Source organism: Rhodococcus sp. I2R, assembly GCF_020889545.1.
Taxonomy (GTDB): Bacteria; Actinomycetota; Actinomycetes; order Mycobacteriales; family Mycobacteriaceae; genus Rhodococcoides.
Window position 1 is genome coordinate 231,445 of sequence record NZ_JAHUTG010000007.1, and the last position, 22,390, is coordinate 253,834.

25 protein-coding genes and 1 pseudogene are annotated in these 22,390 nt (G+C 64.0%); 12 read left to right on the plus strand and 14 right to left on the minus strand.

The window, feature by feature from the left end:
• Positions 1-22 precede the first annotated feature (22 nt).
• The 6 genes from KVY23_RS09750 to KVY23_RS09775 form a co-directional block, all read right to left on the minus strand.
• On the minus strand, positions 23-661 hold the full coding sequence (locus KVY23_RS09750) for a potassium-transporting ATPase subunit C (protein WP_075839291.1): 639 nt from the start codon (positions 659-661) through the stop codon (positions 23-25).
• Position 662: 1 nt separating this feature from the next.
• Positions 663-2,657: a potassium-transporting ATPase subunit KdpB gene (gene kdpB / locus KVY23_RS09755; RefSeq protein ID WP_230556239.1), complete on the minus strand. Its 1,995-nt coding sequence runs from the start codon at positions 2,655-2,657 to the stop codon at positions 663-665.
• Positions 2,654-4,339, minus strand: coding sequence for a potassium-transporting ATPase subunit KdpA (gene kdpA / locus KVY23_RS09760; RefSeq protein WP_230556240.1), 1,686 nt, complete (start codon positions 4,337-4,339; stop codon positions 2,654-2,656). Before kdpA ends, kdpB begins: the two co-directional genes overlap by 4 nt.
• Before the next feature lie 5 nt (positions 4,340-4,344).
• Positions 4,345-4,467: a potassium-transporting ATPase subunit F gene (locus KVY23_RS09765; protein ID WP_083667721.1), complete on the minus strand. Its 123-nt coding sequence runs from the start codon at positions 4,465-4,467 to the stop codon at positions 4,345-4,347.
• A gap of 210 nt (positions 4,468-4,677) precedes the next feature.
• Positions 4,678-5,127 carry a hypothetical protein gene (locus KVY23_RS09770; RefSeq protein ID WP_230556241.1) on the minus strand — a complete coding sequence of 150 codons (450 nt, stop codon included), beginning with the start codon at positions 5,125-5,127 and terminating at the stop codon, positions 4,678-4,680.
• A 7-nt stretch (positions 5,128-5,134) separates the two neighbouring features.
• Positions 5,135-5,683: an RNA polymerase sigma factor gene (locus tag KVY23_RS09775; RefSeq protein ID WP_206508742.1), complete on the minus strand. Its 549-nt coding sequence runs from the start codon at positions 5,681-5,683 to the stop codon at positions 5,135-5,137.
• 163 nt (positions 5,684-5,846) lie between these two features.
• Here KVY23_RS09775 and KVY23_RS09780 point away from each other — a divergent pair, with 163 nt between their 5' ends.
• From KVY23_RS09780 to KVY23_RS09805, 6 genes are read left to right on the plus strand one after another with little or no spacing between them, the layout of a single operon-like run.
• Positions 5,847-6,326 (plus strand): Asp23/Gls24 family envelope stress response protein, encoded by a 480-nt coding sequence (locus KVY23_RS09780; protein ID WP_230556242.1) that lies wholly within the window; start codon positions 5,847-5,849, stop codon positions 6,324-6,326.
• Positions 6,323-6,634: an Asp23/Gls24 family envelope stress response protein gene (locus KVY23_RS09785; protein WP_374108709.1), complete on the plus strand. Its 312-nt coding sequence runs from the start codon at positions 6,323-6,325 to the stop codon at positions 6,632-6,634. Before KVY23_RS09780 ends, KVY23_RS09785 begins: the two co-directional genes overlap by 4 nt.
• On the plus strand, positions 6,631-6,855 hold the full coding sequence (locus KVY23_RS09790) for a hypothetical protein (RefSeq protein ID WP_230556243.1): 225 nt from the start codon (positions 6,631-6,633) through the stop codon (positions 6,853-6,855). Before KVY23_RS09785 ends, KVY23_RS09790 begins: the two co-directional genes overlap by 4 nt.
• Before the next feature lie 18 nt (positions 6,856-6,873).
• Positions 6,874-7,056 (plus strand): DUF2273 domain-containing protein, encoded by a 183-nt coding sequence (locus KVY23_RS09795; RefSeq protein WP_075839295.1) that lies wholly within the window; start codon positions 6,874-6,876, stop codon positions 7,054-7,056.
• Positions 7,046-7,387 (plus strand): Asp23/Gls24 family envelope stress response protein, encoded by a 342-nt coding sequence (locus KVY23_RS09800; protein ID WP_230556244.1) that lies wholly within the window; start codon positions 7,046-7,048, stop codon positions 7,385-7,387. Before KVY23_RS09795 ends, KVY23_RS09800 begins: the two co-directional genes overlap by 11 nt.
• Entirely contained in the window at positions 7,384-8,274 is an 891-nt protein-coding gene (locus tag KVY23_RS09805; protein ID WP_230556245.1) for a hypothetical protein, read from the plus strand. The genes KVY23_RS09800 and KVY23_RS09805 overlap by 4 nt, the downstream gene beginning before the upstream one ends.
• On the opposite strand, the gene KVY23_RS09810 is transcribed toward KVY23_RS09805, so the two are convergent.
• From KVY23_RS09810 to KVY23_RS09825, 4 genes and pseudogenes are all read right to left on the minus strand, one after another.
• Entirely contained in the window at positions 8,275-9,276 is a 1,002-nt protein-coding gene (locus KVY23_RS09810; RefSeq protein WP_230556246.1) for an iron-siderophore ABC transporter substrate-binding protein, read from the minus strand.
• Between the two features lie 45 nt (positions 9,277-9,321).
• Entirely contained in the window at positions 9,322-10,074 is a 753-nt protein-coding gene (locus KVY23_RS09815; RefSeq protein WP_230556247.1) for an EAL domain-containing protein, read from the minus strand.
• A 2-nt stretch (positions 10,075-10,076) separates the two neighbouring features.
• Positions 10,077-11,327, minus strand: a complete 1,251-nt coding sequence (locus tag KVY23_RS09820; protein ID WP_230556248.1) for a CdaR family transcriptional regulator — start codon at positions 11,325-11,327, stop codon at positions 10,077-10,079.
• 125 nt (positions 11,328-11,452) lie between these two features.
• Positions 11,453-12,777 (minus strand): annotated as a pseudogene (locus KVY23_RS09825) (NAD(P)/FAD-dependent oxidoreductase).
• 112 nt (positions 12,778-12,889) lie between these two features.
• On the opposite strand from KVY23_RS09825, the gene KVY23_RS09830 reads away from it, so the two are divergent.
• A complete protein-coding gene (locus KVY23_RS09830; RefSeq protein ID WP_230556249.1) occupies positions 12,890-13,816 on the plus strand; it encodes a LysR family transcriptional regulator in 927 nt (308 codons plus the stop codon).
• Here the strand turns inward: KVY23_RS09830 and KVY23_RS09835 are convergent.
• The 3 genes from KVY23_RS09835 to mqo form a co-directional block, all read right to left on the minus strand.
• A complete protein-coding gene (locus KVY23_RS09835; protein ID WP_230556250.1) occupies positions 13,782-14,333 on the minus strand; it encodes a hypothetical protein in 552 nt (183 codons plus the stop codon). The two genes, KVY23_RS09830 and KVY23_RS09835, sit on opposite strands and share 35 nt — an antisense overlap.
• An 83-nt stretch (positions 14,334-14,416) precedes the next feature.
• On the minus strand, positions 14,417-15,685 hold the full coding sequence (locus KVY23_RS09840; protein WP_230556251.1) for a hypothetical protein: 1,269 nt from the start codon (positions 15,683-15,685) through the stop codon (positions 14,417-14,419).
• Between the two features lie 40 nt (positions 15,686-15,725).
• On the minus strand, positions 15,726-17,129 hold the full coding sequence (gene mqo, locus KVY23_RS09845; RefSeq protein WP_230556252.1) for a malate dehydrogenase (quinone): 1,404 nt from the start codon (positions 17,127-17,129) through the stop codon (positions 15,726-15,728).
• A gap of 94 nt (positions 17,130-17,223) precedes the next feature.
• On the opposite strand from mqo, the gene KVY23_RS09850 reads away from it, so the two are divergent.
• From KVY23_RS09850 to KVY23_RS09865, 4 genes are all read left to right on the plus strand, one after another.
• Positions 17,224-18,123 carry a LysR family transcriptional regulator gene (locus tag KVY23_RS09850; RefSeq protein WP_230556253.1) on the plus strand — a complete coding sequence of 300 codons (900 nt, stop codon included), beginning with the start codon at positions 17,224-17,226 and terminating at the stop codon, positions 18,121-18,123.
• A gap of 90 nt (positions 18,124-18,213) precedes the next feature.
• Complete coding sequence (locus KVY23_RS09855; protein WP_230556254.1) at positions 18,214-18,927, plus strand: alpha/beta hydrolase; 714 nt, start codon at positions 18,214-18,216, stop codon at positions 18,925-18,927.
• A gap of 99 nt (positions 18,928-19,026) precedes the next feature.
• On the plus strand, positions 19,027-19,593 hold the full coding sequence (locus KVY23_RS09860) for a hypothetical protein (protein ID WP_230556255.1): 567 nt from the start codon (positions 19,027-19,029) through the stop codon (positions 19,591-19,593).
• A gap of 115 nt (positions 19,594-19,708) precedes the next feature.
• On the plus strand, positions 19,709-20,281 hold the full coding sequence (locus KVY23_RS09865) for a nucleotidyltransferase family protein (RefSeq protein WP_230556256.1): 573 nt from the start codon (positions 19,709-19,711) through the stop codon (positions 20,279-20,281).
• An 18-nt stretch (positions 20,282-20,299) separates the two neighbouring features.
• Here the strand turns inward: KVY23_RS09865 and KVY23_RS09870 are convergent, their stop codons facing one another.
• Positions 20,300-21,511, minus strand: a complete 1,212-nt coding sequence (locus tag KVY23_RS09870) for an MFS transporter (protein WP_230556257.1) — start codon at positions 21,509-21,511, stop codon at positions 20,300-20,302.
• A gap of 127 nt (positions 21,512-21,638) precedes the next feature.
• On the opposite strand from KVY23_RS09870, the gene KVY23_RS09875 reads away from it, so the two are divergent.
• Positions 21,639-22,235, plus strand: a complete 597-nt coding sequence (locus KVY23_RS09875) for a TetR/AcrR family transcriptional regulator (RefSeq protein ID WP_230556258.1) — start codon at positions 21,639-21,641, stop codon at positions 22,233-22,235.
• Positions 22,236-22,390: the final 155 nt, after the last annotated feature.

The following is a 22,390-nucleotide window of genomic DNA, read 5'->3' on the forward strand; positions in this document are numbered from 1 at the left end:
TCGTTCCACTGGGGAGCCTCTCCTATTCGGTCGTGCAAGCCGGCGGCGTCAGCCCGAGGGCAACGTTCAACTCGGGAACACCTACCCGCGGCGCCCCGAGTACACCGTACTGCGGGCCCTCGGTGTGCTCACGAACCAGCGCTTGGACGGACTCGACAGTCATACCGTTGACCCGGGCGACCCGGTCCACCTGCACGGCCGCGTAGGCGGGACTGATGTGCGGGTCAACACCGGAACCGGAACCCGTCACCGCATCGACCGGCACATCGGCCGGGTCGATCGACTCTCGTTCCGCCACGAACGCCCGCCGCTGCTGCACGAACGCAGCGAGCACCTCACTACTCGGGCCCAGATTGGTGGGCAGCGCAGCAGACGGGTCGCCCGGGGCGAACGCATCGAGGTCGGCCGCGGAGCCCGTCACTCGGGGATGGAAGTACGGATCAGGGTCACCGACCGGCACCTGGGGATCGACGCCGATCAAAGCACTGCCGACGACGCACCCGTCGGCGGTGCGCAGTGCCGACCCTTCGGCGGTGTGGGTGTCGAGCCGCGAGATCGCCCAGACGGCCGCGGGGTACCCGATGCCGAGGAGGACGGTGAAGACGGCCAATACGGTGATGCCCGCAAGCATCTGTCTGGCGAAGCTCTGCACGAAGCGCATGTCAGCCTATCCCTGGTACGAGTCGGACGATTTGGTCGATTGCTCTGATGCCGAGGAACGGGGTCACTACTCCGCCGATCCCGTAGACAAGCAGGTTGCGCCGCAACAGCGCTGCGGCGGACGCGGCACGGTAGCGGACTCCTCGCAACGCGAGCGGTATCAGACCGACGATCACGACCGCGTTGAAGATGACCGCGGACAGAATCGCCGATTCCGGCGTCGCCAGTCCCATGATGTTGAGCGCATCGAGCTGCGGATAGAGCGGGGTGAACATGGCGGGGAGAATCGCGAAGTACTTGGCGAGGTCGTTTGCCAACGAGAAAGTGGTCAGCGCGCCGCGTGTGATGAGCAACTGCTTGCCGATCTCGACGATCTCGATGAGTTTCGTGGGGTCCGAGTCGAGATCGACCATGTTGCCCGCTTCCTTCGCTGCGGACGTTCCGGTGTTCATCGCGACACCGACATCTGCCTGCGCCAGCGCGGGTGCATCGTTGGTGCCGTCACCGGTCATCGCAACCAGCCGACCACCCTCCTGCTCGCGACGAATCAGCGCGATCTTGTCCTCGGGGGTGGCCTCGGCAAGAACGTCGTCGACGCCGGCCTCGGCCGCGATGGCTTTCGCGGTCAGCGGGTTGTCGCCGGTCACCATCACGGTTCTGATACCCATGGCCCGCAACTGCGCGAAACGTTCCGCGATGTGTGGTTTGACGACATCGGAGAGCTCGACGACTCCGAGCACCAGGGCCGGGGCTCCATCGACCGATTCGGCGACGACCAGTGGTGTACCGCCGGCCTGCGCGATATCGCGCACCGTGTCGTTCACGGCGGACAGCTCCGAGTTGCTCCCGCCCTCGCGGATCCAGGCGGCGACGGCGTCGGCGGCTCCCTTGCGAATTCTTCGATCGGCGACGTCGATACCGCTCATGCGGGTCTGCGCGGTGAAGGGGACGAAATCGCCGGGCTCGTCAGTCTCGCCGGGTGTGTTGACACCGTCCACCAGTTCCACGATGCTGCGGCCTTCGGGCGTGGTGTCGGCCAAGGACGCCAGACGCGCTGCGGCCGCCAACTCTGCGGCGCCGATCCCAGGCGCGGGATGCATTGCCGTCGCACGTCGATTTCCGAAGGTGATGGTGCCGGTCTTGTCCATCAGCAAGGTGTCGATGTCGCCGGCGGCCTCGACGGCGCGTCCCGACTTTGCCAGTACATTGCGCTGCACCAACCGATCCATGCCGGCGATACCGATCGCGGACAGCAATGCCCCGATAGTGGTGGGAATCAGGCACACCAGCAGCGCAATGAGCCTGATCGGGTTCTGCTCCTGCCCGGCGTAGGCGCTCATGGGTCCGATTGCGACGACGGCGAGGAGAAAGACGATCGTCAACGACGCCAGAAGAATGTTCAGTGCGATCTCGTTGGGAGTCTTCTGCCGCGACGCCCCCTCGACGAGACCGATCATCCGGTCGACGAAGGTTTCGCCTTGCGCCGAGGTGATGCGAACCACGATCTCGTCGGACAACACTGTCGTCCCACCGGTCACGGCAGATCTGTCGCCGCCGGATTCTCTTACCACGGGCGCGGATTCACCCGTTATCGCGGACTCGTCGACGCTTGCTATTCCCTCCACCACGTCGCCGTCGCCCGGAATGATCTCCCCGGCGCTAACAACCACCTCGTCGCCGACCCTCAAATCGGACCCGCTGACCTCGGAGATGGATCCGTCTTCGTTGCGGCGTCGGGCACGACTGTCCTGTTTGACCTTTCGCAGGCTGGCGGCCTGGGCCTTGCCGCGCCCCTCCGCAACCGATTCGGCAAGATTGGCGAACAGCACGGTGAACCACAACCACCCGGCGATCGACCAGGAGAACATCGACGGTTCCAACGCCGCGAGGATCGTGGTGAGGAGTGAGCCCAGGAAGACCACGAACATGACGGGGTTGCGCACCAGGTGGCGTGGGTCGAGTTTTCGGAATGCGTCGATGATCGACGTGGCGTTCATTGCAAGCCCTCTGCTATCGGTCCCAGCGCGAGCGCCGGGAAGAATGTGAGCGCCGCGACGAGTACCGCTGTCCCCAGCAGTAATCCGCCGAACAGCGGACCGGCGGTGGGTAGTGTCCCAGCGTCGGTGGCCGTGCGCCTGGACCTGACGAGCGACCCGGCTAGGGCGAGTACGAAGATGATGGGCAGGAAGCGGCCGAACAGCATTGCCAGTCCCAGCGAGGTCTGGAACCAATCGCTCGTAGCAGTCAGACCGCCGAAGGCGCTGCCGTTGTTGTTCCCAGCGGAGGCGTAGGCGTAGAGCACCTCGGTGAACCCGTGAGCAGAACTCGGTGTGCCAGGATCTCCGGAATTGCCTTGGTAGTCGACGGTCGAGTTCAGCAGGACGGTGACAGAGGTTCCGATCAGCACGAGTGCGGGCATCACCAGGACCGACAGTGCCGCCATGGTGATTTCGCGACGGCCCAGCTTCTTGCCGAGCAACTCCGGAGTCCGGCCGACGAGGAGTCCACCGACGAACACCGCGATGATCGCCAGCACCAGCAGGCCGTACAACCCGCTTCCTACTCCGCCCGGAGCGATCTCGCCGAACAGAATGTTCAGCACTACAGCGCCGCCCCCGATGGGGGACAGGCTGTCGTGCGCGGCATTGACTGCACCGGTCGACGTTCCGGTCGTCGAGACCGCGAACAGCGCGGACGCGGGAATGCCGAAGCGAACTTCCTTGCCCTCCATCATCGCGCCTGCTGCACGAGCCGCGATACCGGTGGTTGCCGACTCGGCCGCCAGGGTGATCGCGAGGGAACCGCTCCACAGCACCGCCATCACCCCGAGCAGGGTCAGACCCTGCTTGCGGTTGCCGGTCATGGTCCCGAACGTGCGGGTCAGGCACACCGGGATCAGCAGCAGGGCAGAGATCTGCACGATGTTCGATAGCGGTGTCGGGTTCTCGAACGGGTGCGCCGAGTTGGCGGCGAGAATGCCGCCGCCATTGGTTCCGAGCACCTTGATTGCTTCCTGAGATGCCACCGGTGCCAACGCGTTCGCGGCTGCGGAACCGTCGAGACCCGTGGATTGGAAATTCGTCGCGAAGGATTGCACCACGCCCTGGGTCAGCAGGACCAGGGCGATGACGAACGACAGGGGCAGCAGTATGCGCAAGGTTCCACGGGTCAGGTCGACCCAGAAGTTGCCGATCTCGCCACCGGCACGCACCCGCGCGAATCCGCGAACGAGCGCGATCGCCACCGACATTCCGACGGCGGCCGACAGGAAGTTCTGCACGGCCAGCCCAGCCGACTGAGTCAGATTCGACATGGTCGTCTCGGGTACGTAGGACTGCCAGTTGGTGTTGGTCACGAACGAAACGGCGGTGTTGAACGCAGTCGAAGGATTCACCCCGTCCCGACCGCCGTCGAGTGGCAGCGCACCTTGAACACGTTGCAGCGTATAGAGAAACAGAACACTGACGACGGAGAAGGCGAGGACGCTGGAAGCGTAACCGACCCACGTCTGTTCGGTCCTCGCGTCGATGCGACACGTGCGGTAGAGCAGTGATTCCAGGCGACTGTGATGGGAGGTGTCGTAAACCCGGGCCATGTAGTCACCGAGTGGAACGTAGGCGGCGGCGAGCACTGCGATCACAACACAGATCTGCATGCCCGCGACAAGTGCAGGAGTCATCGCGCTCAGAACCTCTCGGGGTCGAGCAGTGCGACGAGCAGGTACAGCACCACGAGTGCGGCAACGACCACCAGCACGACGTTCACCGCGCCCGTCACGAGTGCACCAGCTTCACCACCAGGGCGCATGCCCCGAACCCGACGATCGTGATGGTGAGATAGGCAAGATCAGCCATGCGAGTCTCGGTCTCCCTCGAATTCGACAGAGGGCCGCCCGGCGGGCGGTCCGAGATACGAGCATCGGCCTCGACGCCGCCCCGCGGAGGATTCCTTACGGGTTCATTACGCTCCGGCCGGTCATTCTTGACGGAAGGCTTATGCCCCGGACATCGCCACCGTTCAAACCTCGATGTCGTCCACTCGCACATCGATATCGGCGCGAACCAGATCGACCCCGAGAAGCTCGTGCACGACGGATATCGCTATCGCTGCCAGTTCGTTCCCGACTGCCTGCAGATCTTCGCCGTAGGCGCCGACGACTGCCACGGACAGTCCCGTGCACACGTGTTCGTCGAGGTACAGCGCGATGTCCGTCGGCTGGGAGTCGTGGACGCCGGAGAGCGCGCGCAGAATCGCCGTGCGGACGACATGATCGCTGACCCGGAGCGAATCGGACGCTCGGTCCGGGGGCGCAGTGGGGTAGGCGGCGTCGACCGGCCAGGTGCGTCGCGTGGTGGCGCGGACCCTGGAGATGATGGTGTTGCTGATGTCGACCCAACGAGGCTCCTGTGGTGCCTCGCGCAACTCGCGAGCGGCCCGCTCGAGGATCCCATCCGGTTCCGGCGTCATCGCCACATCACTGCCATGCCGCCAACCTCTCACTCAGAGTTGCTCGTGCTCGCAGCAGTTGTCCACGAACGGCACCTGCCGACATTCCCATGATCTGCCCGATCTCCGGATGTGTCATCCCTTCCACCTCGCGTAGCAACCAGCACGCACGTTGACGGTAGGGCAGTTCGGCGAGCACCCGACCCAGGGCGTCGAGAAAATCGTCATTGGTTGCACGCTTCTCGGGGTCGAGGTGGGCGTCGGTGCTGCGTTGCTCGAAGATCCAGTCCTCGGCGGGCGGAACAGCCCGTCGCCGACGGTGATCGACCACCTTGTGCGAGACCATCGAGAACAACCACGTCCGCAATTTCGCGTCGCCGCGAAAGGTGTCGAGTCCCTTCCACGCTGCGACGAACGCGTCCTGAACCACCTCTTCTGCAGCGCCGTGATCGGAGAGCATGTTGCGGGCGTAGCGAAACATCTCTGGGCCGTACCGAGCAACTATCTGTTCGAAGGCGTCCGCGTCGCCGAGGGCAGCATTGTGCACGAGTACGTGATCGGATAGCCGATCGACCATCGATTCTCCGCTCTCGACTCGCATTTGTTTTCCGGACGATTCCCGTTCGACACCGTTCTACCAGCGATGTAAGTTTGTGGTGCGGATCACCACATTTTTCGCGTGCGCTTTCGTCGATGCGATACGACCTACTTGCGACACATTCGAAGACGAAAGGTCGAACATGAGCAACCAGACGTTGGACAAGTCCCAGGAAACCGCCGCCGACTCCGACAAGACCGATATCGCCAAGACCGAGTCCGCCCTCGTCGGCAGCACGGGCCGGACCACCATCGCCGATACCGTCGTCTCCAAGATCGCCGGCATCGCCACCCGCGAGGTTCAGGGCGTGCACGACGTCGGCGGCGGCACCTCCCGCGCCATCGGTGCACTGCGCGAGCGCATTCCGGGTGCACGGGTCAACCAGTCTCAGGGCGTGTCGGTCGAGGTCGGCGAGCGCCAGGCTGCAGTCGATATCGACATAGTCGCGGAGTACGGCGTGTCCATCGCTGATCTCGCAGCCGGCATTCGCCGCAATGTCATCACCGCTGTCGAGCGCATGACAGGTCTCGAAGTGACCGAGGTCAACATCGTCGTCCACGACGTCTACCTCGACGAGGGCGACGACGACAGCCAGGAAGTCGCCGGAACGCGAGTCCAGTGATCGAGCACGCCGACACTCCCGAGCCCGGCGTCCCGGAGAGCATCGACATCTCCGAGACCATCGCCGAGGCTGTGCTGGCGACCGACGGTGTCGCCGGTCTGCACGGCGGAATGTTCGGCGAGGCAGCCACATACCTACCCGGTCGACGCGTGGCCGGCATTCGTATCGATCAGAACGGAACCGAGGTGCACGTCACGCTGATCGCGGGTCACCCGGTTCGCGAGACTGCCGACGCGATACGCACCGCTGTCTCACCGCTCTCGCCGGGTCCGGTGCACGTCACCGTGGAGGACGTAGTCAGAGCATGACGCGTTCTCCTGAGCACACGGCCGCTCGACGCGCGGTAGCAAGGCGGCATCATCCCGACGTCGGGGGCGACCCCGAGGTCTATGTTGCCGCGCTCGCCGCCGTCGAGCGCCGGTTCGCCGAATCCCCCTCCGCCATCGAGCAGAGCAGGTGGACGCGACTGTCCCGAAACATCATTCGGTCCGTTCCGAAGTTGCGGCGTAAGCGCTACTTCGACATCTAGCCAGGAGCACTCGAACTCATGACCACCTCGACCATCGGATTGTTCGTCGGTCTGCTGTTGGCCATCGCCGCTGCAGTCGGCGGCTTCACCGGATTCTTGTTTGCCGTGGTGCTCGCCGCAGTCGGCTTCGCCGTCGGCCGCTACATCGACGGCGAACTGGATATCTCTGCATTCTCCCGCGGACGCGGACATGACCGATAGCAACCGCGGGACCCTCGACATTCGCGATCACGCCGTCGTGCGCATCGCCGAGATCGCAGCCTCGCGAGTCACCGGCGTCGAACGGATTGCAGGCGGACTGACATCGCGCACTCTGCCTCGCGCCGAAGCGTCCGTCCGCAACGGCCGTGTCCGAGCCACCATCGATGTCGCCACACTTTGGACGACGCCGATAGCCGATGTGGCACATCGTGTTCGCCGTGCTGTCGAGGACGATATCGCGCACAGCAGCGGCCTCTGTATCGAGTCCGTCGATGTTCGTATGCACTACACCCCACCCGAACGCACCCCAGAACCCAGGAGAGTCGAGTGAACCGGAAGACAGCGCCGGTTCCGAAGGCAGCGCCGAAAGCCAGTGGCGTCGCACTCGTGCTGGCGTTGCTTCTGTGCGGCGTGGCCGTCATCCTCGGTCGCGACGCTCTGATCGATCTCGGCGCCGTCAACGGCGCGAGTTGGATCGGCCCCGCGATCGATTCCGTCCTGAGCGTGACCGTGCAATCGTGGATGTTGCCCGCCGGCGCAGCGGTCGGTGTTCTCGGCATCGTCCTGCTGCTCCTAGCGCTCGTGCCGCGCCTGCGCACGCACCGCCCGTCGGGCACCGAGGGTGTGTGGATCAAGCGTGGGGCACGTCGGCGGGTGTCCTCCCTCGGCACTGCCGCCGCTGCCGCGGATCGCGTGGTCACTGCTCTGACCGGCCTGGCCCTCATCGCGCTGGGTGCAGCGGCCGCAGCGTGGCAGCAGGATCGCCTTCCAACGTGGGCGTCCGAAGCGCGTGCAACGGTGAAGGCATGGCAACTGGGCGACTGGGATAGCGCCGGGTGGTGGCCCTGGGCATTGCTGGCTGTCGCAGTCGTGCTGTTGGTGCTCGGTCTGCGATGGCTGTACGCGCACCGACCGCGCCGTCAGCCCTCGCGGACAGCAACTTTGGACGACGAGCATGCCAGCGTCGATCTCACCTCGGCTGCACGCAACGCTGCGGCGGAATTCGAGTCCATGCCGGGAATCGGCTCTGCCACAGCACGTGTGATAGGCAATCCATCGACTCCGGTCGTCCGTATCTCCGGCATCACGGACGCCCCCGCCCAATCGACGGACGCCGTCGTGGAGAAGGCCGAACGCCTGCGCATCAGGTGCGCGTCCGCTCTCGACGGCCTTCCGGTCGAGGTCCAGGTGCTCGTGGACGTCAGGTCGGCCAAGTGATCAGCTGCCGGCCAAACGCGGAACGACGGAATCGATGGCATACGGGATGGACAGCACGGAGTTGTAGCTGATTGCTCCGCGCTCGTCGAGGGACGTGGTGACGATGGCGTCCTTGCGACCGGCTTCGAGGGTTCCGAAGAGCGGGTTCTCGGCCACCACATCCACGTCTTCGTCGTCACTCAGATACAGGATCGCGTCTGCGTCGAGCATCGCCACATTCTCCGCGGACACCGGCACGTAAAAGGAATCGCCGGTGTCGTGTTCGGTGATCGCCTCGGGAACCGAAAAGCCCAGCGAGGTAAGGAATTGCCCACGCGCGTCACCGGGGAGGAACGCACTGTACTGAACGTCGCTGGCAAGCACTACCACTCCGGTGCGTTCGGCAAACTCGGGATGATTCGCGCGCGTGCTCTCCAGCAGTTCCTCGGTCTGCCGATTCAGTTCCATGCCGCGCTCCGCCTCACCCAGCGCGGTCGCGATCGTCTCGGTGGCGACTGCGCGATCGACCGTGTACGCCGCGGTTCCGGCGGGTCGTGCGACCGTGGGGGCGATCGCGTCGAGCTTGTCGTAGACGGCCTCGTCGAATCCTGCGCTGATGCCGAGGATCAGGTCCGGTGCCAACTCCGCGATCTGTTCGAGGTTTGGTTGGGAGTCCGATGCGATACGCGTCAGATCTGCATCACCCACCTCGTCCTCGGTCCACGGTCCCAGCCCGTTCTCGTAGAACACGAACCCGGTGTTGCCGACGGGAATCGTGCCCAGTGCGATGACGGCATCGGCGTCGGTGACACCGAGGGTCACCACCCGTTCCGGCTTCTCGGTGATCGTCGTTGCGCCGAACTCGTGTTCGATGGTGATCGGGAACGAGCCGCTCGTCGAGGCGAGTGCATCGCCGGGGCTCTCGTCGCTGCCGCAAGACACCGACGCCAGCACAAGCAATCCCGCGGCCGCGGCCGCGGCCGAGCGAACTACCTTCGGCAAGAACAACACTCTGAGACCCACTGATTCCACCTTTGCTCCACGTTCGAGTTAGGGGAACCTTAGCAGCTAGCGTAGGCGAGTCTGCACGTCCCTCCCCGAAGCTGCGGCACCGAACAACCAGCCCTGCCCCAACGTCGCACCCAATTTGAGGGCGCGATCGTGATCGCGTTCGGACTCGATACCTTCGGCGAGGAGCACAGCGCCGGTCGATGCGACATACCTGCGTACCGCGAACATCACGCGCGCGGTGTGGAGTGATTTCGGGCGGCGAACAATGGACGCGTCGAGCTTGACGATGTCCGGTTCTACCACCGAAAGCGCCTCGAGCGTAGCCGAGTTCGATCCCACGTCGTCGAGCGCAATCGCAAATCCTCGACGCCGTGCCGACCGCACCATGGCCCGCAACCGGTCCGGGTGCACATCGAGTCCTCGCTCGGTGATCTCGAGAACCACGTTCGCCTCGCACACGAGTGAGTCGAGATGCACCTCGGTGCAGGCATCGTCGACTATTCCCGACGGTTCGAAGTTCAGGTACAGCGCCAGGCTGTCGGTGAGTCCTGCTGATTGAGCTGCCTTCACTGCCGCACTGCGACAGGCGAAGTCAATATCCGAGACAACCCCACGTGATCGGGCCAGAGCGAAGACCTCGGCCGGGTCGGCGCCCTTCACGGTAGGCCACCGTGCCAACGCCTCGACGCCGACCACCTCGCTCGTATGCAAGGCCACCACGGTTTGGAAGCACGGCACCATGGAGTCGATGGCCCCGAGGGCCGCGCGAGCAGCGAACGACGTCACCGGGGCGAGCGGCAGGGCTGTCATGTTCACTGCTTCGAGTCGAGTGAGTCGGCGATCAGGGCAGCGTGCAGTGCACGCAGGCCCGAGGACTTCATGGGATCGACACCCGTGATCTGTTCGATGCGCTTGAGGCGATAGTCGACGGTGTTGGGATGGCAAACCAGTTGCTTCGCGGCCTTCTTGCGATTCGCCTCGGTCGCGACGAACGCCTCCAGCGTCGGCAACAGGTCAGGCGTCTGGCGCAACGGGTCGAGCAACCGTGTCAGATGCCGACGACCGATACCCGGCCGAGCGATCTGAAACTCCAGCGCCAAGTCAGAGATGCGATAGACGGCAGGAGGATAGTTCAGTCGTTGGACGAGCCGCAGTAGTTCGTAGACATTATCGGCGGCGTCGGACACCCGTTCCGGCTTCGCGAATGCAGTGGCGGCCGACACCGGAACTCCGGCAGCCTCGCTCAGACTCGCGACGAGTTCCTCGGCCGCGGCCGGGGTGGCGTCGGGCACCAGAATCGTTCCTCCCGAGGCGCTCAGCAGCGCCAACGGTGGCATGGGCGAGCTGTATCGCGAAAGGGCCGATGTGATGCGTGCGAGCTTGTGGCCGGCGGCAGCGTCGTTCCCCCCTGGGGTTTCGGTCTCGTCCTCGTGCGGCGGGAAATGCACCGCGAGAACCTCGTAGCCACTGGCGAGTTCGATTCCGACACGTTCGGCGATGCGCGCGGCTTCGGGGTCGCCAGCGAGCAACGCCGTGACAATCGCGTGTGTCTGTTCATGGTCCTGCGCCTCATGGTCCTGCGCCGCGGCCGTCTTGTACGCATCGAGGTATGCGGAGGCGATAGCCTCGGACACTACGTCGAGCAATCCGAACATCAATACGGTGCCGTCGACGAGCGCGGGGTAGTCACTGTCGACAGCGCAGCCGGCGACCATTCGTAGCCCCACCGAGAATCCCTCGTGGAACGCATGCTGGATGGGTGCCAGCGGAACACCGGCACGGGCCCACGTGCCTGCGGATTGGCTGAGGCGCGACAACTCCGCCGACGTGGGCTGGACTCCGCTGTCGAGAACGTCTGCTGCCAGCGCCACGCACACCTCGGCGATGTCGGCGACGGCACTCCGTCCGATTTCTCCGGTCAGATCCTGGCTCCGAGTGGTCGTCAGCACATGCTCGACCAGGCGCGCTGTGGTCTCTCGTGCGACGCGCAGCTGATGGGAGGCGGGCCGACCGCCCAGATTCACACTCTCGGCCGGACCCGCGGGCGACATGGTCGCTGCCATCTGACATCACCTTCCCAACAGACGTTCCAACGCTGTACGTCAAGAAGGTACTCCACAAAACCGACCGCCGCTGGTATTTGAGTGTTTCAAACATACCGGCAGTTTGTTTTAGGGCGTCACGCGAACTACGCCGCTCGCTGCTTTTCACTCGACGGATTTTCGACCGACAGCTTCTCGGCGGCGACTGCTTGCCTGTCCGTGTACTGGAAGTGCGGACGCCTGTCCCCGATGTAGGAGTTCATCCACGACAGGACGGCGATGTAGCGGTTTCGGAACCCGACCAGATACATCAGGTGCACCGCCAGCCACATCACCCAAGCCAGCGGACCGGCCATGTCCACCTTGCCGAACAGTCTCGCGACCGCACTGAAGCGGCCGACGATCGACATGCTGCCTTTGTCGAAGTACTCGAACGGTGTGCCGGTATCGACTTTGCCCGTGATCATCTGGGCAACGTGGCGTCCCTGCTGCATCGCGACGGGCGACTGGCCGGGCAGCCCGTTCAGCGATGTCACGTCACCGATCGCGTAGACGTCCTTCGCGGTCCCGACAGTAAGGTCGTCGTGGACGAGGAGACGGCCCGCGCGGTCGGTCTCGCACCCCGTCCGCTGCGCCACTACCGAAGCAAGGTCGCTGGCCTGCACGCCGGCCGACCAGATGACCGTCTTGGCGCTGATGCGCAAGGTGGCGTCGGTATCGACGTCCTTGACGGTGACCACATCGTCGGCGATGTCGGTGACCATGGCGCCCGTCAGGATGTCGACGCCCGAGCTTTCCAGCTTCTTCCGGGCATAAGCGCTCAACTTGCCGCCGAACGCCGGCAACACGTCCTTGACTCCGTCGACGAGCGTCACCGTCACCTCGTCCGGGGCGATGTCCGGGAACGATGCGGCGAAGTATCGGTGTGCCAGGTCTCTGATCTGACCCGCCAGCTCGACTCCGGTCGCGCCGGCACCGACGACGACGAAGCTCAGCAGATCCCTCTTGATCGCCGGGTCCGATGTCTGGTGAGCGGCCTCGTAGCAGCTCAGGATCTGCTCGCGCAGCGCCACGGCATCGTCGACGGTCTTGAGAGCGAACGTGCGGTCCTTGAACTCGTCGCGACCGAAGTAGGCCTGAGTGGCACCTGTAGCGACGATCAGTTGTCCGTATTCGATGGTGTGGTTCACACCGGCACCGGTGTAGGTGACCTGGTGCCGATCTGGATCCACGTCGACAACGCGACCGAGGCGGACATCGGCGGATTCGTACTCCGCCAGAATGCGCCGGATGGGGGCGCGATCTCGCCGGTCGAGAGCATTCCGGTCGCCGCCTGGTACAGCAGCGGCTGAAAGAGGTGCTCGGTGCTGCTGGAGATCAGCGAGAAGTCGACTCCGGCCTTGCCGAGGGACTTGGCGGCGGCGAGGGCCCCGAATCCCGATCCGACAATGACAACGTCGTACTTCTCCACAGCGAGTCTCCCTTCGATCGAACGTGTGGCTCCATGAAACGCTGGATTCGGGTGATCATCAACGCGAAAGTTGACATAGCATCTATGAGCAAGACTCATAGATGGAGGCAGGATGGAACTACGACAGCTGAGATACTTCCTTGCCGTCGCCGAGGAGCTCAACTTCTCGCGGGCAGCGGAGCGGTGCTACGTCTCGCAGTCCGCCATCAGCCTGCAGATTGCAAAGCTCGAACGAGAGATGCGAGCGCCTCTGTTCGAACGGTCGTCTCGTTCGGTCCAATTGACCACGGTGGGAACTCGATTGGTGTCCATCGCCCGGCATATGATGGACCTCGAGCAGGCAGCGCTGGCCTTGACGGCGCGAAGCCGGAACCAGCTACGCCTGACGGCGAACATGACATTTGCAGCAAATGCCATCGCCGCGATCGTTCAGGTGAGAGAACGCCACCCAGAAGCGGAGATCGATTTCGTCCTGAAACGATTTGCTGAGCAGATCGAAGCTGTCACCTCCGGCGACTGTCAGGTGGCGTTGATTCGCGGCAGCGTCGAGCGATCCGGTCTCGATGCGATCGAGCTGTGGACCGAGGACCTCGTGGTGGTCCTGGCCGAGGGACATCCGCTGGCATCCGAGACCAATCCAAGCCTGGAGCAGCTGGCCGACTATCCGCTGCTCCTGCCGAAACGTAGCGAACAGATTCTCCTGCTCAGGGTCGTCGAACGCGCCATGAAACGCAGCGGACTACGGCTGAGCTTCGGCCCACCCGTCGCCCTCGACCACACCGCAAGCGCAGAACTACTGAACCACCCCGAATGCTGGTCCATCCTGTATGCGAGCACCGCGGACAACACGCCGAAGACGGGGCTCGTCTTCCGATCCGAGGCTCAGCAACGACTGCGGCTGCCGGTCTCGGCTGTGATCGACACCTCCGCGCCCGAGACTGCGATACAGCGAGACCTCATCGCAGCTCTGGCGGAAACAGCGCCGTCGTCGGCATCGATATCGGTCACAGCACCCCCGCCTCCCGCATCTGCTGGATGACGAACTCTCCCGAATAGTTGCTCACCTGCGACCGTGGGCCGCGCATCGGCGCGAACGCGATCCCGATTCTCGCCATGCTCGAATCAGGCTGCGCTACAGCAATATCGAACGAATAGCGATCACCATCTACCGTCATCTCGCCAGCGCGATAGGCATAGTCTTGGACGCCGATGCGCACCTGCCGTTCCGCAGCCACCCCACGGACGGCCACGAGTTCGATCACCGTGTCATTTTTCAGACCCGTGCAGGCGTACACGGCCTCGAGAACGTCATCGGCCTTCGGGACATCGACGGTGCCACCGCCCATGGCACCACCCGCTTGCGAAACCCAGCTGGTGGCCCATTGCGGCGGATCGTCACCCGCAACCGTGACACCCGACGGTTCGTCCCCGGTGCAACTTGCCTCCTTGGTCGAATCGTCCGAACACGCCGACAACCCGACAACGGCGGCGACGCACACTGCGCAGATCACTGTCCACCGTCGCCTTGCACCCAACCAACCCATAGCCTCGCCCATCACCGACTCCACCGCCGGACAGCCCCGACGGCCCCCGGAGGAACCATACCTCTCGGACCGTTTGTGGTGGCGGTCAGTGACGATTAAGACGCGTGAAGGTGCCGCCCTGGTCGCCGAGCGATTGCGAGTCCTGCAAACACGATGACCGACACCGAGACGAGCACACCGATGTTCAGCGGGGATAACGCGGCGACAACCGGACCCTCGTAGCCGGTCGCGGTCCCGTCGGTCCAGTAGTAGACCGATGGGACGTTCGGGGCGGACACCGAGAACAAAGTCAGCGTCATCGGAATGGCCGGGGCCATAGCCGAGGCCGGCAGGTTCACCGGGAGCGCGGACCCGAGGCTGAAGCCGACGGCAGCCGGGAACAGCAAGGTGTACGCCACTGTCGGTACTACATTCAAACCCGCCGTGTGGGTGAGCAATCCGGTCGCCGCGACGCACGCCAGCACTGACAATCCCACCAATACATGGGGACGGTGCGAGCCGAGGACTGCGGCAAGAGCCAGGACGGCGACGCCACCCAATGCAATCCACAACGACCGCGAAGACCACGCCAAGCCAGTCACTGTGGTCGCAGCTACTGCCAAGCCGACCATGAGGATGACACCGTCACGGGCATCGACGAGCCGCGAGGCTGCGAGCGTAGAAGCGCACGAAACAACAACTGCCAGCGTCCATCCCCACGTTGCCGAGGTGATCGAGCCGAGAAAGATGTAGGCCAACAGGTACACGAACACAAGCGCAATCAAAGCGAGGATGGTGCGGGTGGTCGCCTCGTCGCTCGCCAGCGGGCCCAACCGAAGCGCGACCACGGACACCAGAACGGCGACGGCCAACAGCACGACCGGGTGGGCGGAGGGCTCGACGTAGCTGGGCCCCACGGATACGAGCCACCGGCCCTCCTCGGAGGGGAGAAGAGCTCTGACGGCGCCCCAGAACAGCACCCCAACCGACACCCCAACGATCAGCGCGACCTGCGCGGCGCGTCGTGTCACCGAAATGACGGCGGAGGCGCCCAACAGGAGTCCCGCGCCCACAGCACTGACAGACACAGCCTGATTTCCGGCAACTGGCACCAGGGCAGGCAACGCTATAACTACGGGACCGGTGACGCCAGCGAGGGCGACGAGCAGAGCCGATCGACGCACCTGCACCGCCAGGATCGTCAGAAGCGCCACGCTCACGGTCACGAACCCGGACCACTGGGGCGTGACGAGCTGTCCGAACCAGACACCGGACTCTTCCGCGAACCGCGAGTCGTTCCCCAGCGACAGTCGGGCAGCGAGTACAGCCGTCAAACTTCCGCACAGTGCCGCAAACGTCGGCCCATGGCGGTCGGTCCACTTCATCCGTAGAACTTAGCGAACCGAAGAACTCAGGCGCTCTTCCTCACCGGTACGGCGCGAGGGAGGTTCCCGGTAGCAACTCTCGCAGACGCGGCTCCCACGTTGCTCGGTCCTCGTCAAAGCATCGCTCCAAGACTTCGATCATCGCCGACGGCGCCACGGACGCGCCTGGGGAGGCGCCGAGCAGTCCTGCGATGGTTCCGTCTGCACCGGTGACGATCTCGGTCCCGAACATCAACTCGCCGGAGATCCGTGACTTCGGTTTGATCAGCTGCGCACGTTGCCCCGCAGAGATCGGGTACCAATCGGCTGGGTTCGCATCCGGATAGAACTTCTGCAGTTCCGTAAACTTCGTTCTTCGCGTCGCCAGCAGTTGTCCGACGAGATACCGCACCAGAGAGAGGTTCTGCGCACCGACAGACAGCAGAATCGGCAGGTTCGATGGGCGAATCGTGGTGAACAGGTCACGCAACCGACCATGTTTGAGCAGCCGCGTACTGAAGGTCGCGTACGGCCCGAACATCAGTGACGCAGCGCCGTCGACGATGCGCGTGTCCAGGTGCGGTAGCGACATTGGCGGTGCACCGAGCGAGGGCTTGCCGTAGACCTTTGCCCGGTGTCGGTCGACGACCGCGGGATCGTCCGTTCGGAGGAACTCGGCCCCGAACGGGAACACGCCGTAGCCGCGGATCTCGGGAATGCGGGCCTTCTGCAGCAACCGCAATGCATATCCACCGGCGCCGACGAACACGAACCGTGACCGAACACGAAACTTCCTGCCTCCGTGCATCGAACGGCCCGACACAGTCCAGATCCCGTCACGTCCCCGTTCGAGGTGCGTCACCTCGCAACCGGTGTCTATCCGGCACCCGTTGGTGGACATCGATTGCGTCAGTGAGTGTGTGAGTGCACCGAAGTCGACGTCTGTCCCGGCCGGAGCACGGGTGGCGGCGACGCGCTCTGCTGACACCCTGCCCTCTATGAGCAAGGGTGCCCAGCGGTGCACGACCTGCGGGTCCTCGGTGTACTCCATCGCCGCGAATGCAGGGTGCGATCGGAGCGTGGTCCATCGCCGACGGAGATACTCGACGTCCTCGTCCCCGAACACCACGTTCATGTGTGGGACCGAGCTGAGGAAAGACGCCGCGACGTCGCCGCTCTCGATCAGCGCGGCCCAGAAGTCTCGGGTGAGCGCGAACTGGTTCGCGATGACCTCGGGTTTCGACGAGTCATCTGCATCGGGCATGTAGTTCAGTTCACACAGTCCTGCGTGCCCGGTACCGGCGTTGTTCCACGACCCTGAGCTCTCCCCGGCCAGGTCGTCGAGTCGTTCGACAAGCGCAGTGGATTTGTTCGGCATTGTCTTTGCGATGAGCGTCCCCAAGGTGGCGGACATGATGCCGCCACCGATGAGCAGCACGTCCAGTGGTTCCGATTGCTTGTCCATGGTTAGTTTCCGATCTGCTCGCCGATTCACCTGCCATGCTTCCGAGCAGATATTCATCCGTCCAATGATCTTTCAATAGATTTATGATCCGAATATGGATGAAGACATGCATTTCGGGCCCGAGTCGATCGCGCCACTACTCACTGCTTTCGACGCCGTGGCCGCCGAAGGGCACGTCACCCGCGCCGCCGAACTGCTTGGAGTCCCGCAGTCCTCGGTGAGCCGACGACTGCGATCGCTCGAGAGGATCCTCGGGCTCGCCCTGTTTCAGCCCGTCGGCCGCGGGGTGGCACTGACGACCTCGGGGCATGAGTTCTTTCAACGCACCCACAACGCGATTCGCGAGTTGGACGATGCGGTCTCGGCAGTTCGAGCCGACGCCGATCCAGACAGCGGACTGGTGCGCTTCGGGTTCCCGTTGACTCTCGGCCCCCGCTCGCTGTCGACACTGCTCGCTCAGTTTCACGAATCCGCGGCGCGCATTCGGGTTCACCTGGTTCAAGCTCACGGTCAGGCCCTGGCGACGATGTTGCGTGAGGGCCGTCTCGACGTGGCGGTGATGATCCCGCCACCGGGCGACCTCCCCGCCGTGATTCTCGGTAGTCAGCAGATCTGTCTACACGTAAGCCGGACACACCCCTTTGCCCAGAGGCAGACCGTCGGCATCGAGGAGCTGGCAAACGAGTCGTTCGTAGCCAGCCCGCCGAGCTTTCACTTGCGCACACTCCTCGACAACTGGAGCGCCGAGGCGGGCTTCCGGCCGCGAGTTCCGTTCGAAATCAACGAGATCGACACTATCCGAGCACTGGTCGGCAGCGGACTCGGAGTCGCACTCCTGCCGGTAGCGGAGTCCACCGACCCGAGTGTCGTCACCGTCCCGTTGACGGGCCACCGCGGGCGAGAAGTCGCACTCGTGACTGGCCAATACCGCCCCACCGCGGCCGTGGCCCGTTTTCACGCGCACGTCGTCTCCAGCGAGTTCCTGGCTCGATAGATTCGACATTCCGACGGCGATATTTGTTGGACACGTTCTTGCGAACGAGCAATGCTGAAGATCACCCGACGTCCACGAAAGGACCCTGCTTTGCACGAGCCGAGTGGCCCGCACCTGGTACTTCCCGTCGATTCCGTGGCACCCATTCGCGATGGTGTGCTGGACGTCTACCTGCCCGACAGCCCACCACCGTCGGCGTGTGTGCTGCTGGTTCATGGCTTGTACCCAGCGAAACCCGAAGTGATGCCGCGTGATTCGAACTTCTACCACGACTATGCCAGCCATCTTGCCCGACGCGGAGTCGTGGCGGGCGTCGTAGACCACGAACTCACCGATGGATTTCTCTATCCGGAGGCTCTGCGCACGGTGTCTGCGGCTGTGGAGCAACTGCGGTCACGTCCCGAGGTCGACGGTAGCGCCATCGGTCTGTGGTTCTTCTCGGGAGGCGGTCCGCTCGCGTACCCGTTCCTGGCCGATCCCCAGCCCTGGCTGCGCTGCGTCGAGTTGACCTATCCGGTACTCCCTGGCCCCGGTACCCCCGGTTGGCCCGACCCGGAGCACGCAATACGTGGGGTAGCGACCGTTCCGACGCGCATCACGTTGGTCGAAAACGAGATCCCCGACTTCGTCGGCGGTCAGGCGGACTTCCTCGCCCAAGCATCCACGGTCGGAGCACCGCTCGAGGTGCTGACTGTGGCAGGCGCCGGCCACGGCTTCGACGCCATGATCGATACCCCCGATACACGGGCGGCGGTGGAAGCGGGTCTCGACTGGATGGTCGCGCAGCTCAGGCGCGCCGTGTAATCGCGACGATGTGAAGTAGTCCAATCGACGGATATCCGCCAGGCAGGTGTCGATGCAACCATTGCTCACGACACGAACCTCATCCAGTGCGGAGCAAATATGTTGAACAATAATCGAATACGCCGTTCTCTGGTAGTCGCGGCTGCCGCGGGCTTCGTCGCCCTACTCGCCCCTGGAACCTCCGCGGCGCAACCGAGCACCGGTAGCGTCGAGGCCGCAATCGACAGTGGCAGCGCCATTCTGGATAGTGGCAGCGCCATTCTCGACGGCGGGAGCATCGTCGACGGCGCGAGGAGCATTCTCAACAGCGGGAGCTCGATCATCAACAGCCTGCCGGGAACAGGCTCGATCGCACCGCGGCAGCTGTGCAATCAGGACACCATCGCCGGCGGTCCCGGAGTCACGCAAACCGTGCATGACCTGGGCCGGGGCGGCCCAACCTCGTTCGTACTTCGTTACGAGACATACAACATCCCGGACATCATCGATGTGTACTACCAGGGTGGCCTCGTCTACAGCACCGGCCAGGTCGGGGACAACATCAACGAGGGCACCGGTTCGGCAGTAGTGAACCTGCCCGCGGGCGGAGACACGACCGTCCTCGTCAAGGTGATCGGACCGGCCGGAACCGACTGGAACTACACCGTCGGATGTCCGCTCTCGTAGCCATGATGCATTGCAGCGCCGTAGCCACTCCCCACCGGAGTGACTGCGGCGCTGCTCGTTGCCCTGGCACGGTGTCGTACTTCGAGAGGTCGTACCTGTATGTCAGGATGCTCCAATGGGCCCGCACGACTTCTGGACCGCCATCCGAACGAACTCCGTCGTGACGGAGATACTCGAGCGCGCGCCGACTTTGGATCTGCCGGAGTGGTATCTCACCGCCGGTGGTCTGTTCCAAACCGTCTGGAACTACCGATCGGGCTACGACCCGCAGACCGGTATCCGAGACTACGACTTCTTCTATTTCGATAGCTCGGATCTGTCGTACGAGGCGGAGGACCGCGTCATCAAACAGGCCGAGGAGTTGTTCGGTGACCTCGGCGTCGATGTGGAAGTGCGCAATCAGGCCCGCGTTCACCTCTGGTACGCCAATCATTTCGGTGCTGACTTGAGTCCGTACCGAAGTTCCGAGGACGCCATCGACCACTTCGTCTCGACCACATGCTGTTTCGGAGTCCGAACCGAGGCCGACGGGACACCTCGGGTCTACGCTCCCCACGGTTTCGCAGACCTGTTCGACGGCATTGTTCGACCCAACCCGCGCCTGCCGATGCGCCACGTCTACGAGGCCAAGGCCGAACGGTGGACGTCGATCTGGCCGGACTTGACTGTTCTGCCGTGGCAGGGATGAGGGGCTCGCGCCGCGCGCTCACACCTCGACCGTTGCGCTACGCCCACTGACATAGAGCAGAAACACAGCAGCCGTCGCAAGCAGAGCTCCGATTGCCGGGAGGACGCCTACGTTGGTGCCGCTGGAAAGTGCGACGGAGCCGATCCATGCACCCGCGGCGTTTGCCAGCTGAAAGCCGGCGATGTTCACCGTCGCAGCGAGGTGCGGTGCGTCGCTGGCGGCGCCGATGAGCTTCGATGCGAGTGGCGGGATGATCGAGAACCCGGTGGCGCCGAGGACGAACATCCAGGTAAACGCGAACCACGGCGTGCTCCCGAAGACGAAGAGCACCAGCAGCGAAAACGCCAGTGCGCTCAATGCGACGTACAGCGTGCGATCTAGCGCCTTGTCTGCGAAGTAGCCACCGAGTTGATTGCCCACCACCGAACCGAGCCCGAAGATGAACAGCGCCACGGTCACCGTCGATGCCGAGATAGTGGCGTGCTCGGTGAGGTACGGCGCGATGTAGGTGAACACAACGAACAGTGCTGCTTGGCTCAGTGCCGTGAGCCCGATTGCCCACAGGACCGTCCCCCGGGCGAACACGCGCAGTTCCGATGTCGCACGACCGGTTTGATGAGATGGAGCCGCGTTGCGGGTGGAGGCAATGAGCGCAGCGGTGACCACTAGCTGAAACATGGCGATGATCGCGAATGACCAGCGCCAGCCGAGTTGGGCGCCGATCAAGGTGCCCAGCGGGACGCCCAGGACGGTGGCCAGATTGAGGCCCAGCGTTACGCGGGCAATCACCCGCCCCTGAAACTCCGGTGCCACCAACGAGGTGGCCAACACCAGGCACAGCGCGAAGAAGGTTGCGTGCGGTAGCGCGGTGATCACCCGGAAGACCACCATGGCCTCAAAGCTCGGTGCCAGCGCTGTTCCCACATTCCCGATGACGAACAGCCCCATCAGTGCCATGATCAGCGGCGTCCGCGGCACCCGCGTTGTGGCGATCGTCAGCAGCGGGCCACCGATCACCACTGTGAGTGCGTAGATCGTGACGAGGAGCCCAGCGCTGGAGGTATCGACTCGGACGTCGGTGGAGATCTCCGAAAGTACCCCTACCACCATGTATTCGACGGTTCCCACCCCGAACACTGCGAGCATCATCCAGAAGATGGCGACCTTCGCGTTTGGACGCCGTCGGGCGAGCCGGGTTGGGGCCGTGGTTGTGTGTCGAGTCTCGGTCACCTTTGTCCATCCCTTCGATCCGGTCGGGGCTGTGGTACCCGAACCGTAAACCATTCTCATAGCGACCGCTACAGGAGTAGACTTGATCGCAGTAGGCATCTCGTGCGAAGCGACATCAGGAGAGTGCATGGCGGGCGTACCGGGACAGGGACGAAAGTTCGACGTGGACACAGCGCTCGACCAGGCGATGTTCGCGTTCTGGGAGCACGGATACGAGGGGACGTCGGTGGCCACGTTGACCTCCGCGATGCGCATCAACCCGCCGTCTCTCTACAGCGCATTCGGCGGTAAGGAAGGCGTGTTTTTCGCGGCGATCGATCGCTACAAAGCGACTCGCGGCGACTTCATGGATCGCGCCTTCGCCGAAGAGGTCCACGCGAGCGGACTGATTCGACGCCTGCTCCATGACGCCGCCTCGCACTACACGGACACGTCCTGCCCGGGTGGCTGTCTGATCATCAGCTCGGCCGTCGGCGTGACCCCCGCCAACGACCACATCGCAGACCGGTTGCGGGACATGCGTAATGCGAACGTAACGTTGCTGTCCGAACGAATCGCCTCGAACATTGCCGACGGTGCACTACCAGCGGACTGCGATCCCGAGGACATGGCCGAGTTCACCGGCGTGGTCATCCAGGGGATGTCCCAACGCGCCCGCGACGGCGCCACCGCGCAGCAACTCGAACGCGTCGCCGTCAGGGCCCTGGACATGCTGAACTTGTAGAAGCTGGGGCGACCACCAGCCCCGGCCTGACCCGTTGTTTGGCGTTCTCCGGGACGGCGCGCGCGTCGGCGCAGGTCAGCACTGCTGGCGAGGCGACCTTCAGTGGCGCAATGCTCCAGCCATCGGAGGGTTGCACGGCCGACATCCGGACGGTG